General features: G+C 38.7%; 12 protein-coding genes. 11 read left to right on the top strand and 1 reads right to left on the bottom strand.

Going from position 1 to position 16089, the window contains the following annotated elements; translation table 11 throughout:
• Nucleotides 1-277 precede the first annotated feature (277 nt).
• From PSH48_RS09105 to PSH48_RS09070, 8 genes are all read left to right on the top strand, one after another.
• The gene (locus tag PSH48_RS09105; RefSeq protein ID WP_273611408.1) at nucleotides 278-2494 is read left to right on the top strand and encodes a choice-of-anchor A family protein; all 2217 of its coding nucleotides are present in this window, start codon (nucleotides 278-280) and stop codon (nucleotides 2492-2494) included.
• A 108-nt stretch (nucleotides 2495-2602) separates the two neighbouring features.
• Entirely contained in the window at nucleotides 2603-3001 is a 399-nt protein-coding gene (locus tag PSH48_RS09100; RefSeq protein WP_273611407.1) for a 3-phosphoshikimate 1-carboxyvinyltransferase, read from the top strand.
• Nucleotides 3002-3224: 223 nt separating this feature from the next.
• Nucleotides 3225-4628, top strand: coding sequence for an undecaprenyl-phosphate glucose phosphotransferase (locus tag PSH48_RS09095; protein ID WP_273611406.1), 1404 nt, complete (start codon nucleotides 3225-3227; stop codon nucleotides 4626-4628).
• Entirely contained in the window at nucleotides 4612-5826 is a 1215-nt protein-coding gene (locus PSH48_RS09090; RefSeq protein ID WP_273611405.1) for an outer membrane beta-barrel protein, read from the top strand. Before PSH48_RS09095 ends, PSH48_RS09090 begins: the two co-directional genes overlap by 17 nt.
• Nucleotides 5826-6344, top strand: coding sequence for a polysaccharide biosynthesis/export family protein (locus tag PSH48_RS09085; protein WP_273611404.1), 519 nt, complete (start codon nucleotides 5826-5828; stop codon nucleotides 6342-6344). The genes PSH48_RS09090 and PSH48_RS09085 overlap by 1 nt, the downstream gene beginning before the upstream one ends.
• Before the next feature lie 22 nt (nucleotides 6345-6366).
• Nucleotides 6367-8574: a GumC family protein gene (locus PSH48_RS09080; RefSeq protein ID WP_273611403.1), complete on the top strand. Its 2208-nt coding sequence runs from the start codon at nucleotides 6367-6369 to the stop codon at nucleotides 8572-8574.
• Between the two features lie 13 nt (nucleotides 8575-8587).
• The gene (locus tag PSH48_RS09075; RefSeq protein ID WP_273611402.1) at nucleotides 8588-9316 is read left to right on the top strand and encodes a tyrosine-protein phosphatase; all 729 of its coding nucleotides are present in this window, start codon (nucleotides 8588-8590) and stop codon (nucleotides 9314-9316) included.
• Complete coding sequence (locus PSH48_RS09070; protein WP_273611401.1) at nucleotides 9309-10004, top strand: VpsP family polysaccharide biosynthesis protein; 696 nt, start codon at nucleotides 9309-9311, stop codon at nucleotides 10002-10004. Before PSH48_RS09075 ends, PSH48_RS09070 begins: the two co-directional genes overlap by 8 nt.
• A gap of 1332 nt (nucleotides 10005-11336) precedes the next feature.
• Here the strand turns inward: PSH48_RS09070 and rsmF are convergent.
• Nucleotides 11337-12788: a 16S rRNA (cytosine(1407)-C(5))-methyltransferase RsmF gene (gene rsmF / locus PSH48_RS09065; protein ID WP_273611400.1), complete on the bottom strand. Its 1452-nt coding sequence runs from the start codon at nucleotides 12786-12788 to the stop codon at nucleotides 11337-11339.
• Nucleotides 12789-13053: 265 nt separating this feature from the next.
• Here rsmF and PSH48_RS09060 point away from each other — a divergent pair, with 265 nt between their 5' ends.
• From PSH48_RS09060 to prpC, 3 genes are all read left to right on the top strand, one after another.
• Complete coding sequence (locus tag PSH48_RS09060; protein ID WP_273611399.1) at nucleotides 13054-13767, top strand: GntR family transcriptional regulator; 714 nt, start codon at nucleotides 13054-13056, stop codon at nucleotides 13765-13767.
• Nucleotides 13768-13937: 170 nt separating this feature from the next.
• The gene (gene prpB / locus PSH48_RS09055) at nucleotides 13938-14816 is read left to right on the top strand and encodes a methylisocitrate lyase (protein ID WP_273611398.1); all 879 of its coding nucleotides are present in this window, start codon (nucleotides 13938-13940) and stop codon (nucleotides 14814-14816) included.
• Nucleotides 14817-14863: 47 nt separating this feature from the next.
• Entirely contained in the window at nucleotides 14864-15991 is a 1128-nt protein-coding gene (gene prpC, locus PSH48_RS09050) for a bifunctional 2-methylcitrate synthase/citrate synthase (RefSeq protein WP_273611397.1), read from the top strand.
• Nucleotides 15992-16089 lie beyond the last annotated feature (98 nt).

The raw sequence follows: 16089 nt of genomic DNA, 5'->3' as shown, positions 1-16089 counted from the left end.
TATTCATGCTGTTGTGTGGTAACAAGCCTAATTGCACGTTCACGAAATTCTGATGTATAGCGATTTGATTTTTTCATAGTTCCAGTTTCTCAAGTTATTGAGTCTCTGGCAAACACGGGGCGATTCAGAGTGGTTTTTAATCCTTTAGTTGTATTTTTGTTTTAATTTTTGTTTTTGTATATATAATGAACTTTCAACTTTGTTGTGTAATAAATTTTGTTTACTTAATAGTTTTATATGTCCATTCAGGATGGAATTTTTACTTTAGAGGGATTAAATGAAAAAAATAATTAATTTAAAAAAATTAAGTGGAGCAATTGCACTTACTTTAACAAGTTCTGTTTCTAATGCGGCGGATTTAGGCGTTGCTAATAGTTTTTCTGCTTTTGTTTTTGACGAGTTTAAATCGCATGTTGGCCGTGCAGATGGTGCAATTGCGGCTGGAGAAATTAATTTAAAAGGCGTATACAGTGTTGGCTATAATCGCCCGTCAAACCCACATGAATATTATTTAATTAGTGAAACCGGTATTGAATTTAAGCGTGGCCGCCAATTTGTAGGCAGTATGTTAGCTGGCGGTGGGGTAGATGCACATTGGAGTGTTCGTTGGGGTATGGAGCGGGGCGCTACCATTAGTAGTCGTCAAGACGAATCGGCCTTTCCGTTTAACTTTGATGAACAAGAAGAACATTACAAATATTTAAGTGCCGAGTTAAATAACTTAAACGAAACAGGCGCTGTAAAATGGAAGTGGGGCGGGCTTTACCTAAAAGGTGATAAAGTCTCTGAAACACAAGTATTTAATATAGATGCTGCGCACTTTGCTGCTGCCCATACCTTTAAAGTTAAAGGTATTCCTAAAGGTGCGACGGTTATTTTTAACATTTCTGGCGATCAAAAAGTTAATGTAAGAAGTAAAAACTTCGCCAGGTTAAGAAAGCATGCTTCTAAAACGGTGTTCAATTTTGTAGATGCACACAACCTGAATATTGAAGGAAGCCGATGGGAGGGAGTGATTTTAGCCCCTTATGCTGATATTAAAGGAGTGTTTGGTATTGTAAAAATGCCTGTAATTGGCCAAAGCTTTAAAGGTTCGATGGCATTATTAGGTGGTGAATTTAAGGGTAACCTTCCAGCAGTCGCTGAACCATTAGCGCCGTTTGAAATGACGCAAAAATGGAGCTGGAACTCTAGTGATTTTATGCCTGAATATAATCAAGTCATGACAACTCCGGTTGTAGGTCAACTTAACGACGATAACCGTGATGGTCTAATTAATGAAAATGATGTTGCCGATGTCGTTATTGTAACATTCTCACCTAAAAATATATCTACCGGTATATTAAGAGCCCTCAGTGGTGTTGATGGGACAGAGCTTTGGGACTATCATAATGGTCAAATTTACTCGGATGCAAGATATTCACCGGCATTAGCTGATTTAGATAATGATGGTTTGATTGAAATAGTTCTGAGTGATAGAAATAGCGATACGATTAGTGTGATTGATCACTTGGGTAATATTAAAAAATCTATAAATAAATTTAGCCCTAAATCAGGCAGTTCTATTGGTTCTGTTAGTATATCTGATATGAACAATGATGGTATTGCAGATATTGCTGTTGGCGATGCTGCATTTACATATGAAGATGAAGTGCTTTTTTCATATGGTTGGGCTCCTTCTCCTATTATGTTTGATTCTAATGATAATGGGGTTCAAGAGTTATTTGCTAATAGCACACTTTTTGATAAAAATGGGGCCGTGCTTTGGGCATATCCTAGCTTAGAAAAGTCTTGGTTTTCCTCTGTTGCCAACTTAGACTCAGACTTTCAACCAGAGTTAATTGTTTCTATTCCGGCTACTGCATCAACGGGTGAAAAATCTTCTCTTACAGCTTTAGAGCATAATGGAAATGTCAAATGGGAAATTGATACAACCACAGCTCCTGGTGGTGGTGTTCAATCTATTTCAAACTTTTTAGAAGATGGTGAGCTAGGTATTGTCTATGCCAATTACAATGCCGTTAAAATGATTAATGCTATGGGTAATGAGAAATGGTCTGTAGAGATTGATGATTCTTTTAGTGGTAAAATAGGTGTAAGTGCTTATGACTTTAATGGTGATGATATTGATGAAGTTATAGTGCAAGATCATTTTACTGTAAGGGTGCTTAATGGTGTAAATGGTGAGGTTTTATCATCTGTTGATAATTCAACGGCATCGCTTTGGGAATACCCAATTGTAGTTGATCTAGAAGGCGATGATAACGCAGAGCTTGTTGTTGTTTCTAATAACTATGATTCGCGCTGGTCAATTAACAATGGTGTAACAGTCTATGGCGCTGCTGATGAAAGCAAACCATGGAAAAATGCAACACGCATTTGGAACCAGCACTCTTTCCACCAAACAAATATTTCTCAAGACGGTAAAGTACCTGAGATAGAAAAACCCAGTTGGTTAAACAATAATACTTATCGCTCAAGTACAATTAAATAAATACTTATTTAGTTTTTATTTATAAAGCCAATTAAATTTTTAATTGGCTTTTTTATTGCGAAAATAATCTAAGAATTCTTACATTATTCGAATAAACAAGGTTAACTTTTGTCTAAATTAAAATCAGATCCAGCTGTGCGCAGTCTACTTAACCGAATGCCACACGATGTGCAGGACAGTTTTACCGAAGAGCAATTAGCTCATTTAAAAGTGGCAATAGGTGCAAGGCAATGGGGTAAGCATACAGTTGATTGCCGTGGCGTAATTAAATTTTTTAAATATAGGTATTACTTTGTTGTACTAGCGGGGCGAAATAGGCGAGAACTGAGCGAGAAAGAAAAAAAGATAGCTGCTGTATCTCAAGCAATAACAGTATCACTATTTAGTTTTATTGTTATTAGCATATTACTATTAGTTGTTTATTTAGTTAAATCGGCTTTAGGGATTGATATATTTAGCGGCTACTCATTTGGCGTGTGGTCGTGGTTTAAGGAACTGTTTAAATAAAAACTAGGTTACAATGTTGTTTATAAATGTTTACCCAAGTGTTTATAAGTTTATATTTGTTTTGTTTTATGTAACGCCCTCGCTACTTAAAAATATTTTGCATAATATTGTTATACATTAAAGCACCCTTAATATTGAATACGTAAGTATGATGCTGTAACATTTGCCGCACAGTTTTGTGGAGCTTAGTTCACTTATTAAGATATCTATAGGGATACATAGTATGACATCTTCAAGGACGTTTAAGCCTAATGGTTCGTCTGATGCAAATTTTTATCGTTTGTTCGATATTTTTGCATTGTTTTTGGCCTTTCAATGTTCTGCTGTTTTTTATAGCTTTGAACTCTCACCTACTTACATGGTTGCTGCATTAACCGTTGCGTTAAGCTTTTTGTATTGCGCTGAAATATTTTCGGCTTATCGCTCTTGGCGAGCTGGTAAATTTAGAACCATGGTTTTATGTGCTTGGGGCTCTTTGTTTGTAGCCTTTGCAGTTTTATTTTGTGTGTCGTTTGTTTTTAAGTTTACAGAAGAGCTCTCGCGCATTGGTTTAGGTTTGTGGTTTTTATTAAGCTTTGCTTTCATGTATAGCTGGCGCTTAGGGGCACATATGTTTAAGCGCAACAAGCGCAAGCTTGGTATGAACTTACGTAATGTCGCCATTGTTGGTGCTACAGAGTCGGCCGTGCATTTGTATAATGAAATTACTAAAAATGATGAGCTAGGCTTTAAGTTTTTAGGCTTTTATGATGACCGACAACCAGAACGCTTATTTGAAAATGCAACAAAGCATGATGTAGCAGGTAAAATACAAGATGCAGTTGATGCTGCACGCAATGGCAATATAAGTGTTTTATATATTGCCTTACCTATGAAAGCAGATAAACGCATAGCAGATATACTACTGCAATTAGGCGACACCACAGTTGATGTACATATAATTCCTGACTTTTTAGTATCTAATTTAATACATGCGCGAATAGAGCATGTTGGCGAGCTTGATACATTAAGCGTTTTTGAATCCCCTTTTATTGGAGCGCGAGAATTTATAAAGCGTACTGAGGATATAATGGTTGCTAGTATCATTTTACTGTTGATCTCACCTATTTTAATTGCCATTGCATTTGCTGTTAAATTTACATCTAAAGGACCTGTTATTTTTAAACAAGACAGGTATGGGCTTGATGGGCGAAAAATTAAGGTATGGAAGTTTCGCTCAATGAGCGTTACCGAAAATAGTAATGTGGTAACACAGGCTAAAAAAAATGACGCGCGTATTACACCGCTTGGTGGCTTTTTACGGCGGACTAGCCTTGATGAATTACCGCAATTTATAAATGTGTTAAAGGGAGATATGTCGATTGTGGGGCCAAGGCCACACGCTGTTGCCCATAACGAGGAATACCGTAAAAAGGTTGAGTTTTATATGTTACGCCATAAAGCTAAACCCGGTATTACCGGTTGGGCGCAAATTAATGGCTGGCGCGGCGAAACCGACACCTTAGACAAAATGGAAAAACGTGTTGAATTTGACTTACATTATATTAAGCACTGGTCGCTGTGGTTTGATATAAAAATTATTTTTATGACAATTTTTAAGGGATTTAAAAATGCAAATGCATACTAAAAAACTTGTACCACTTAGCGCTTTATTGAGCGCTATGATAGCTGCACCTGCTGCTGCTAATTTGCAACCTGGTAGCGTTATGACTAAAGATGGGGCCGAAATTACCCCTACGTTACAAACTGGTATTAGTAGTAACAGTAACTTTTTTAGCACCCCGAACGATGAAGAGTCTCGCTTAATTTGGACAATTACTCCTAATGTTAAAGCGGTTATTGAAGATGGCCCAGATAGCTATAGCCTAGACTTAGGCACTAGCAGCTCGTTACATAATAAAGATACTGCCGACAACTTTACCCAAGTAAATATAGGTGCGGGTGTACATAAAGAATTTACCAGCCAGCACCGCTTAGATATTAACGGCGATGCCGATTGGCTATATGAACCTCGTGGCAGTGGTTTAACCGAAGGCTTAGGCAATGCAGTAAACGAACTTGTAAAGTACCAACAACAAAATGTGTTAGCACGTTATGAGTACGGAGTGCAAAGCTCAAAAGCGCAAGTGGCGTTAAGTGCCGGTTTTTTTAGTAAAAAATACCAAAATTTTAGAGAAGTATCGCAGTATCGTGACTACGATAAATCGTTATTAGGTGTTACCGGTTATTATAATACCCAAGCCGCAACACGTACCTTTTTAGAAATTAAACAAGAAAACTACCGTTACGATGTATTAGCCAGTAGTGGTATATCGCGTGACAGCGACGATATAAAAGTACTTGCAGGTATGGAGTGGGAGGCAACTGCGGTTACTTCTGGCTCGTTTAAAGTGGGTTATCAAAATAAAGATTTTGACTCATCTGAGCGTGAGAACTTTAGTGGCTTAAGTTGGGAGGCAGCCATTAACTGGCAACCGCTTAGCTACTCTACCGTGCAGTTTATGACCAGTCGCGCTGCAAAAGACCCATTAGTACAGGGCGATTACATTAAGGAAAGCGTCTACGGAGTTAATTGGACCCACAGCTGGAGCGATTATTTAAGCTCGCTTGCAAGCGTTAATTATATTGACGAGCAGTATACAGGTGACGTTGGCCGTAAAGATAAAACAAAAAACCTGCGTTTAGGTTTAAATTATGTAGCGAGCAATTTTGGCATGGTTTCTACCTATGTAGATTTTATGGATAAAAACTCTACAGTAAATGCTATTGAGTTTGACCGTGTAATTGTAGGTGTTAACTTTACTTTTACGTTAAAGGCTAATTAATGAAGTATTGTTTTAGTTTAATGCTGCTTGTATTTAGCAGCATTTGTTTTGCTCAATCTGCGCAAAATTATGTGTTAGGTGCGGGTGATAAGGTTGAAATTAAAGTGTTTGGTCAACCCGATTTAGAAGTTACCGCTTTATTAGGTAACAGTGGTGAGGTTAACTACCCATTTTTAGGAAAAGTTAAACTTTCAGGTTTAAACACCTCAGAGGTTGAGCAGGTAATAACACAAGGTTTAAAGCCAGACTATTTAGTAAACCCCAATGTGTATGTGCAAGTTATAGAATATCGGCCCTTTTATATCCACGGTGAAGTAAAAGATCCTGGTGCTTATCCTTATCAGCCCGCAATGACCGTTAACCAAGCAATAGCTCTTGCGGGCGGGTTAACCGAGCGTGCATCTACCGATAAAATTTTTATTTTTAAAGAGCAAACTAAACAGCAGCAACAAAAAGGTAGTTTAAATAGCCAAATTGCAGCGGGCGATACTATAAAAATTGAACAACGCTTGTTTTAAGCAGTTTACAAGGCAGTAATTAATGAACCAGACAACCGAAAACTTAAACAGTAATGAAGAAATTATTGATTTAAGTGCATATATTAATGTTATTAAGCGCGCCAAGTGGCGAATTTTAGGCTTTGCGACTGTAGTTACATTACTCACTATTATGGTGGCCCTTACCTTAGTGCCTAAGTATGTTGCAACGGCTACATTACTTATTGAGGCAGAACAAACCAAAGCAGTTAGCTTTGAAGAAATATACGGGTTGGATTCTACTAAAAAAGAATATTACCTAACTCAGTTTGAGGTTATTAAGTCTGACAGTATTGCTCGAGAAGTGATTACAAAACTTGACCTAAAAAACCATAAAGATTTTACTGCTAAACCCTCGGCTATTAGTGAAGTTAAAGAGGCTATAAAATCTTACTTGCCTTTTTTAAACAAAAAAGAAGCCACTGTATATTCTGCAGAAGAAGAAGCTGAGCGTGAAATGTTAGGTTTACTAGCTGCGTTTAAGTCTCGCCTTTCTGTTTCGCCTATCCGCAAAACTCAATTAGTACGTGTAAGTTTTGAGTCGAGCGACCCGAAGTTAGCGGCACTTGTTGCAAATACAGTGGGTGAAGTTTATATAGAAAGCCAAATGCGTGCAAAAATGGGCATTACGCAACAAGCATCTAGCTGGTTAAACACGCGTTTGTCTCAACTTCGTGTTCAGTTAGATGACTCTGAGGTACGTTTGCAGGCTTACCGAGAGCAGCAAAAACTAGTTGATATTGAAGGGATAGCGGGCCTTGCAACGCAAGAGCTTGAGCAGATATCGGAACAATTAGTAAAAGCGCGAAACGAAAAAAACAATCTAGAAAGCATTAACCGTGTAATTAGTGAGTACGGTAACAATAACTTAGAGCTACTAGGCAGCATGCCTGAAATTACCTCACATAAAGTAATTCAAGATGTAAAGCGTGAAGTTGTATTAGTTGAACGTAAGCTTAGTGACTTAAGCGAAGTATATGGCCCTAAACATCCTAAAATAATTTCTGCTAAGGCAGAGCTTGCTACTGTAAAAAATAACCTAAATAAACAAATTAAAGGCCTTATTACCGGCATTGAAAAAGAGCTAAACCGAATAACACGTACTGTTAGTGCGCTTGAGCGCGATTTAGTTAAAATTCGCGCAGAATACCAGGATATTACCCGCAAGGAAACCAAATATAACCAGTTAAAACGTGAGGTTGAGACTAACCGAAATATATTTAATACATTTTTATCTCGCTCTAAAGAAACCGAGGTAACAAGCGATTTTAGTTCGGCTGCTGCACGATTTACCGACCGAGCCTACGCACCAAATAATCCAGCTAAACCAAATAAAAAACTTATTGTTGTTTTGGCTTTTGTTGCAAGTTTTGGCTTTGCTGTTGTAATGAGCTTTATATTTGATGCGTTAAACGATACCGTTAAAACTAAAAACGATGTTGAGAGTAAACTCGCTCAGCGCATGTTAGGTTTATTACCTAATGTTCCTATGCCTAAAAAGAGCACACTCCCAATTCATGCTTACCTTGACGATAACTACAGACGCTTTGCAGAGTCTGTACGTACATTCCGTACTAGTTTATTGTTAACTCAGTTAGAGCGCGACCATAAGGTTATTGCTGTTACATCGAGCTCGCCGGGTGAGGGTAAAACAACTACCTCTGCTAATTTAGCAATGTCGCTTGCGCAAATGGGTAAAGTATTACTTATTGATGCCGATTTACGTAAACCAAGTATAGCAAAGCGCTTTGATATACCGGTATTTCATCCTGGCCTTAGTAATTTAATTATAGGCACCGAGCAGTTTAGTGAATGTGTGCATGTTGATGGGCAGTCGGGTGTGGCCATTATGCCGAGTGGGCAAATTCCTAGTAACCCGTTGGAACTGCTATCAAGCTCGCGCTTTAACGAAGTGCTAGATGTGCTAAAATCTAAGTACGATCATATTATTATTGATACACCGCCTACTCAAGCAGTGAGTGATGCACTTGTTATTTCACAAAGTGCTGATTCGGTAATTTATGTAGTTAAATCAGATGTTACACGTATTAAACCAATAAAAGCCGGTATAGAGCGTTTATTTGAGTCTAAAGCGCATGTTGCCGGTATTGTGCTAAATAAAGTTGATATGAGTAAAAGTAAAGATGAGCATAGCCATGGTTATTACGATTATTACGACTACTCGCAAAAACCTGAGCAACCTACCTCTTAATTGCTAAAAATTTATGTTTGATATTCATTCGCACATTTTGCCAGGCATTGACGATGGCGCTAAAGATTTAAACGAGTCTTTAGCGCTATTAAAAATGGCGCAAAATGATGGAATAACACATATGGTAGCAACCCCACATATTCATATAGGGCGATTTAATAACTCAGCAAAAGCACTTAATAATGACATTGATGTTTTAAAGCGAGAGGCTTTAAATGCAGGTATTGATTTAAAGCTTGCAGTAGCTGCAGAGGTTAGGCTCGACATTGAATTAATGGCGATGGTTATAGCGGGGCAGTTACCTTTTATTGGTGCGTTAGATTCAGTCAATTATTTGTTGTTAGAGTTACCGCATTCCCACGTACCGCAAGGCTACGATAAGTTTATAAATTGGCTATCTAAGCAAAATATAAAAGCGATAATTCCTCACCCCGAACGCAACAGAGATATCCAAGCAAACCCATTTTATATTGAGCGTTTAAAGCAGTTAGGTTGTGATTTTCAGTTAACTGCCTCAAGCATAGAAGGGGCGTGGGGCGATACCGCTAAAGCAATTAGTATTGATATGCTACAAAAAGGCTTGGTTAGTTATGTTGCAAGCGATGCCCACTCAGTCAAACGCAGGCCTCCATTATTAAGTAATGCAAAAAGACTCGTTACCGATTTAATAGGTGAGCAAGAAGCACAAAATTTGTTTGTAAACAATCCACGGCGTTTAACAGAGTCTTTGTTTGATGAGTAATTTAAAAAAGCTAACTCAAATTACATTTATTGCAATTATTACTTTGTTTATTAGTTTTGAAAGTATCCAAAGTATGCGCGCTAATGCGTGGTATTTTAATGCATTAAATACGCTAAAACAGCCAAGTGATTTACTAACACCTCAAGAGCTTAGCTTGGCAAACGATGCAATAACACTCGCCACACAACTTGAGCCTCTCCAAGCGCATTATTGGCAGCTAAGTGCGTATATAAAAATTCTTAGCCTAACTAAAAATAATGTAAACGTTGAAAGCGCTCCTAAAGTATATAAGCAAGTAGAGTCATCTCTTTTAAATTCGTTAAAGCACAGAACGTCGTGGGCCGAAACATGGATAGACTTAGCTAAAGTAACAAGTTATCAAGAGGGGCCAAGCGATCGTGTGTTTGGTTATATTCAGCAGGCTAAAAAGTCAGGCCCTTTTAAAATAGATGTTCATTTAGGTGTTATTGAAATAGCGCTTGTTAACTGGCAGCAACTCCCTCCAAAATATAAAGCTTTGTATGTTAGCGAGCTTAGCCTTGCAGCCAAACATGGTTATAAATTTTCACGTGCGTTTGAGATAGCTAAGCAAACAGATACACTCCCTACTTTATGTTTGTCTCTTCAGTTTGGCGCACAATTTGAATCTGCCAGAAATAACTGGATGTTTAAAAAGTACTGTAAATAGGTTTTCTTGTTTAGGAAAATATTTCAGCTATTAGTTATTTAACCTCACCACCGTGAGTAAAGTGAAATTGCGTGTATTTACTTTAGAGCGTTGCTTCTCACGTTAAAAGCATAGCTTCTTTTTAAAAGATCATGTGCACAAAGAAGCAAATGAGAAGCCATTGGCCAAGCTGCTTAATAACTTTGTTCGTCTATCCTCTAAAGCGAAGCGTCTCTTAACCTCTTTGTGAAAAATTACCTAAAAACAAATTGCACAAAGAGAAGTAAACGAGGAGTAAATGAGTAGACATAAATACACCAATGAAGGTTTATTACTTAATAATTTATCACTACTCTAAAAGCGAAGCGTCTCATGACCTTTTTGTGAAAAATTACCTAAAAACAAATTGCACATAGAGAAGAAAATGAGAAGTAAATGAGTAGACATAGATACACCAATGATGGTTTATTTATTTAGCCACTAGATCACTTCTCTAAAGCGAAGCGCCTCTTGACCTCTTTGTGAAAAATTACCTAAAAGCAAATTGCACAAAGAGAAGAAAATGAGGAGTAAATGAGTAGACATAAATACACCAATGATGGTTTATTTACTTAGCCACTAGATCACTTCTCTAAAGCGGGGCGTCTCTTAACCTCTTTGTGAAAAATTACCTAAAAACAAATTGCACAAAGAGAAGAAAATGAGGAGTAAATGAGTATATATAAATACACCAATGAAGGTTTATTACTTAATAATTTATCACTACTCTAAAAGCGAAGCGTCTTATGACCTCTTTGTGAAAAATTACCTAAAAACAAATTGCACAAAGAGAAGAAAATGAGGAGTAAATGAGTAGACATAAATACACCAATGAAGGTTTATTACTTAATAATTTATTACTACTCTAAAAGCGCAGCGTCTCTAAACCTCTTTGTGAATAATTTTACTGTAGGCGCCTTGCTTGTTGGCGCTTTATTTATAGGTATGTAAAAGCGTTGCTTTTAAACGCCAGCAAGCTGCGCGTCTACAGAGGAAGGTTTGGTATGTACTTGTAAGCGTATAGTTTACTTATGTTAAAAGCGCGAAAAAACATGTGCAGCCTATTTAAAAATCACTTAACTTAGTTGTATGAAAACGCCCAGAGCCATTGTAAATAGCTCTGGGCTATAAATGGCTCTTAGTTGAGCCTTGCGCTAACTAAATACACTTTCGTAATTCTTAGGGAGAAGAAGAAAGTAACTTCTAGTGTAGTTAACTAACCCGTAAAACGCTAAGTTTTGTTTATTTATTAACCCAAAATAACAACAAAGGCTTAATGGAGTTGTGCACAGGTTAACTAATGTATTGCTTGTTTTATGCCCAGCTTATTAACTGCGTATTTTGCACAAGATCGCGAGGCAAAGAGTTTTTTATTTTATTTTTTTGCCATTTACCCAGCCCAACTGGGCAGCCACATAAGGTTAGTACTACTTCGCCGGTGGCTTTTGTAACGTCTTCTAGGCGTATATCTTTACCATTAAAGTAGTCGTTTGCTTGCTCGTTTGTTAAAGCATATGTATTGCTTTTGCATTCATTACCAAACACGGTAGCAAACTCGTGTGTGAGCCTTACTCCGTTTTTATGAGTAATACCTAACTGAATACCTAAACGTGCGTATTTTATTTTGTTTTGAACGGCTTCAAACCCATCAGGAAATAACCACAGTTCTTTATCGCGCTGCATTAACTTACCTGGCAGCGCTTTTAAGCCAAACTGTTTTTTAAGCTCGCTCATAAAAGAAGTGGTTTGTTTTTTATCAAACTCGTTAAACGGAAACGCACCTTTTTTAACGCTTTGGGTTGGGTTATTGCAGCTTGCGAGTTTTTTAAATTTAGCAATAAAAAAGCCTTCACTGTCGAATGTTTGCGGCCACACATGTAAATAGCCCTCGGCGGTTGTGGCTTTTTCTGCCCCTTTAAATAAATCACTTAGCGATTGCGGCTCAATATAGTCGCTAAATTCACTCAGTAGGTAGTTGCATACTTGTTGGTTTTCGAGCGGGGTAAGCGTGCAGGTTGAATACACCAGTGTACCGCCTGGCTTTAATGCGTAAAAAGCGCTTTTAATTAAATCTTTTTGAACTTGAGCAATTTCTATATTTGATTCTATTGACCAGTTTTTAAGTGCATCGGCGTCTTTACGTACGGTACCTTCGCCAGAGCAAGGTGCATCGAGCAAAATGCTATCAAAGCATTCAAACATATAGTTACCAAATATGACGCCATCAAAATGCGAAAGCGCACAGTTACCAACGCCCATACGTTTAAGCGTAGCGCTAAGTACTTTTAAGCGTGATGACGAAAGCTCGTTGGCAACAAGTACCCCTTGGTTATTCATTATTGCGGCAAGTTGCGAAGTTTTAGAGCCAGGCGCTGATGCCATATCAAGTACGTAACTATCTTGTAAATCTAAGTTTTCAATACTTTGTTTTAGAGCCATAGGTGGCAGCATTGAGCTTGCCTCTTGCACGTACATGGCGCCGCTTAAATGTAAGTCGGTATTGCCTAATGCTAAGCTTTGCTCTTCATCGTTTGGGCGTTCTAGCCAAAAACCTTCATTGCACCAAGGTATGGGTGTAAGTTGCCAGTTTTTTTGCTCTGCACGGAGTTTAAATTCAGCAACGCTAATTTTTAATGTATTTACACGAATAGATTTTCTGAGAGGGCGACGGCACGCGTTTATAAAGTCGTCTAAATTGAGGTGCGCAGGTAAATAGGTTTTTACGTCGTCAATAAAATGCTCAGGAATAAAAGTGTTGGCGTTCACGCGTTGGCTCGTACATTAAAAAATAAAGCGCGATATTAGCACTTTTAACGCACTATTTCAGTGTTAAATAGCGGCTTTATAATTTATTGGTATGTCGACATATTGTGTTTTTAGTTTAATGTTAAAGCAATTTTATACGACTTTAGATTAACAGTGTCGACAATAAGTGTGTTTTTTACTCATTTTTACCTTAGGTGGGGTTGACATGTTTTTTTATTAAGCACATAGTTAACCCATCAATTGTCGACAATTTATTTATAAAGCCATGACGCAACCTTTTTTAAATGATACACCTATTACTACAGCATCTGATCAAGTGTTTGTTGATATGCGCCGTGAAATAGTAGAAGGCAGCATACAGCAGGGCAGCAAAATATCGGAGCCTGAGCTTGCAAAGCGCTACGGTGTAAGCCGTGCAACGCTTAGAGAAGCGCTTAATCGCTTAGAAAGCTGTTACTTAGTGGAGCGTAAAGCCAATGTAGGTTGCCGAGTAGTGGCGCTAACCGCAGAGCGTTTAATTGAAGTATACCAAGTACGCAGCTCGCTTGAAGGCTTAGCATGTAGGCTTGCTGCCGACAATATGGCAGCTGACGAAGTTCAAGGCTTAAAGCAATTACTTAATCAGCATTTGCAAACTCAGCGTGTTAAAGAGGGTGAGTCGTACTATCAAGAAGCGGGCGATTTAGACTTTCATTATCGCATTATCAAAGGCAGCAAAAACGCTCATTTAATCCATTTGTTATGTAACGAGCTTTACCAATTAATACGTATGTACCGAGTACAAATGGGCATGGTAGGGCCGCGCGTATCAAAAGCGTTTGACGAGCACTTAGCCATTATTAACGCGATAGAAAACCACGATGGTGAACTTGCCGAAATGCTGATGAAACGACACATCAGTGCATCGCAAGCTAATATTCAAACCAAATTTGATTTGCTGAATAAGCAAACAAACACTTTGCTAAAAGCTAAAAGCTAAAAGCTAAAAGCTAAAAGCTAAAAGCTAAAAGCTAAAAGCTAAAAGCTAAAAGCTAAAAGCTAAAAGCTAAAAGCTAAAAGCTAAAAACTAAAAGCTAAAAAACAGTCACAATTTAAAATTAAAACACTAAGTTACTCCATGTAGCAACCGTTCAAAGTGAGGAGAAAATAATGTCAGCAGGATTAAAATTTAAACAGGCCATTGCGAATAACCGCCCATTACAAGTAGTGGGTACTATTAATGCCTACACAGCCATGATGGCTGAAAAAATGGGCCACCAAGCTATTTATCTCTCAGGTGCCGGTGTTGCGAACGCCTCTTACGGTATGCCCGATTTAGGCATGACCAGCCTTGATAATGTACTTGAAGATATTCGCCGTATTACTGGTGCCAGCGATTTACCACTACTGGTAGATGCCGATACAGGCTGGGGCGGGGCGTTTAATATTGCGCGTACCGTTAAAGAAATGTCCAAAGCAGGTGCGGCGGGTTTTCATATTGAAGATCAAGTAGCGCAAAAGCGTTGCGGTCATCGCCCTAATAAAGAAATTGTAAGCCAAGGTGAAATGGTTGACCGCATTAAAGCCGCAGTTGATGCAAAAACCGATAGTGATTTTTACATTATGGCGCGTACCGATGCGTTTCAAAAAGAGGGTTTAAGCGCCGCGATTGACCGCGCAGCTGCGTGTGTTGAAGCGGGCGCTGATGCTATTTTTGCAGAAGCCGTGCACGACCTTGCCGATTACCAAGCATTTGCAAAGGCGATTAATGTACCAATTTTAGCTAATATTACAGAGTTTGGCCAAACGCCTATTTACACCAAAGAGCAGTTAAGTGAAGTAGGTGTTGAAATGGTGCTTTATCCACTTAGCGCCTTTAGAGCAATGAATAAAGCTGCGCTTAATGTGTACTCTGCCATTTTAAATGAAGGCTCGCAGCAAAGCGAAATTGAGAACATGCAAACACGCGCCGAGCTTTACGAATTTTTAGATTACCACACATACGAAAACACACTCGATAACCTTTTTTCATCAAAATCTGACAAATAATAACTATTAAAATAGATAACACACACAAATTTAGATAGGAGAAGATCATGGTAGATAAAGCATTAGGCGGAGCAGGCTTACGCGGCCAAGTAGCAGGGCAAACAGCATTATGTACAGTAGGACAAACAGGCTCAGGTTTAACGTATTGTGGGTACGATATTAGCGAACTTGCCGAAAAAGCACAGTTTGAGGAAGTGTCTTTTTTACTTTCACGCGGCGAGCTACCAACAGTAAATGAACTAGCCGAGTATAAAGCTAAATTAAAAAGCTTACGCGGCCTGCCAGATGCACTAAAAACCGTGCTTGAAAATATTCCTAAAGACGCGCATCCAATGGATGTTATGCGTACCGGTTGCTCAATGCTGGGTAACCTAGAAATGGAACTTGATTTTAGCCAAGCAAACGATGCGATCGACCGCATGGTTGCGCTCTTCCCAAGTATTATTTGTTACTGGTACCGATTTACTCACGATGGCGTGCGCATTGAAACACAAACTGATGACGACTCAGTGGGCGCGCACTTTTTAACCCTCTTACACGACAAAGCACCGAGCGAGCTTTTTGCGCAAGTTATGAATGTGTCGCTAATTTTATACGCAGAGCATGAATTTAATGCCTCTACCTTTACGGGGAGAGTGTGTGCATCAACGCTTTCTGATATTCATTCTTGTGTAACGGGCGCTATTGGTACGCTTCGTGGGCCATTGCATGGTGGTGCAAACGAAGCCGCTATGGATATGATTCAGGGTTTTACAAGTGCAGAGCAAGCCGAGCAAGAAATCATGGGTATGCTAGAGCGCAAAGATAAAATAATGGGCTTTGGACACGCTATTTACCGTGAGTCAGACCCACGTAACGTTATTATTAAAAAGTTCTCTGAAAAACTAGCTAAAGAGGTGGGCGATGATGTGCTTTACCCAGTGTCGGTTAGGTGTGAAGAAGTTATGTGGCGCGAGAAAAAACTGTTTTGTAATGCTGATTTTTTCCATGCATCGGCATATCACTTTATGGGGATCCCAACTAAGTTATTTACGCCAATATTTGTGATGAGCCGTGTTACCGGCTGGACGGCACATGTTAAAGAGCAGCGCGCTAATAACCGTATTATTCGCCCAAGTGCAGATTACACAGGGCCAGAGGCACGTAGCTACACGCCAATTGAATCAAGAGGCTAATTAGTTACACATAATACCAATCCGTAATAATACTTAATTAAGCGGGTTGGTATAGGGTGAGCACACGCTCACCTTTTGCCTTTTATCTCCCGTCACCT

Source organism: Pseudoalteromonas sp. Angola-4, from assembly GCF_028599265.1.
In the GTDB taxonomy this organism is placed as follows: domain Bacteria; phylum Pseudomonadota; class Gammaproteobacteria; order Enterobacterales; family Alteromonadaceae; genus Pseudoalteromonas; species Pseudoalteromonas atlantica.
This window is presented reverse-complemented; position numbering and strand designations above follow the sequence as displayed.

Bases quoted from the DNA above. Each gene is read 5' to 3' on its own strand.
- PSH48_RS09105 (WP_273611408.1), top strand. From the start codon at position 278: ATGAAAAAAATAATTAATTTAAAAAAATTAAGTGGAGCAATTGCACTT.
- PSH48_RS09095 (WP_273611406.1), top strand. From the start codon at position 3,225: ATGACATCTTCAAGGACGTTTAAGCCTAATGGTTCGTCTGATGCAAAT.
- PSH48_RS09090 (WP_273611405.1), top strand. From the start codon at position 4,612: ATGCAAATGCATACTAAAAAACTTGTACCACTTAGCGCTTTATTGAGC.
- PSH48_RS09085 (WP_273611404.1), top strand. From the start codon at position 5,826: ATGAAGTATTGTTTTAGTTTAATGCTGCTTGTATTTAGCAGCATTTGT.
- PSH48_RS09080 (WP_273611403.1), top strand. From the start codon at position 6,367: ATGAACCAGACAACCGAAAACTTAAACAGTAATGAAGAAATTATTGAT.
- PSH48_RS09075 (WP_273611402.1), top strand. From the start codon at position 8,588: ATGTTTGATATTCATTCGCACATTTTGCCAGGCATTGACGATGGCGCT.
- PSH48_RS09070 (WP_273611401.1), top strand. From the start codon at position 9,309: ATGAGTAATTTAAAAAAGCTAACTCAAATTACATTTATTGCAATTATT.
- PSH48_RS09060 (WP_273611399.1), top strand. From the start codon at position 13,054: ATGACGCAACCTTTTTTAAATGATACACCTATTACTACAGCATCTGAT.
- prpB (WP_273611398.1), top strand. From the start codon at position 13,938: ATGTCAGCAGGATTAAAATTTAAACAGGCCATTGCGAATAACCGCCCA.
- prpC (WP_273611397.1), top strand. From the start codon at position 14,864: ATGGTAGATAAAGCATTAGGCGGAGCAGGCTTACGCGGCCAAGTAGCA.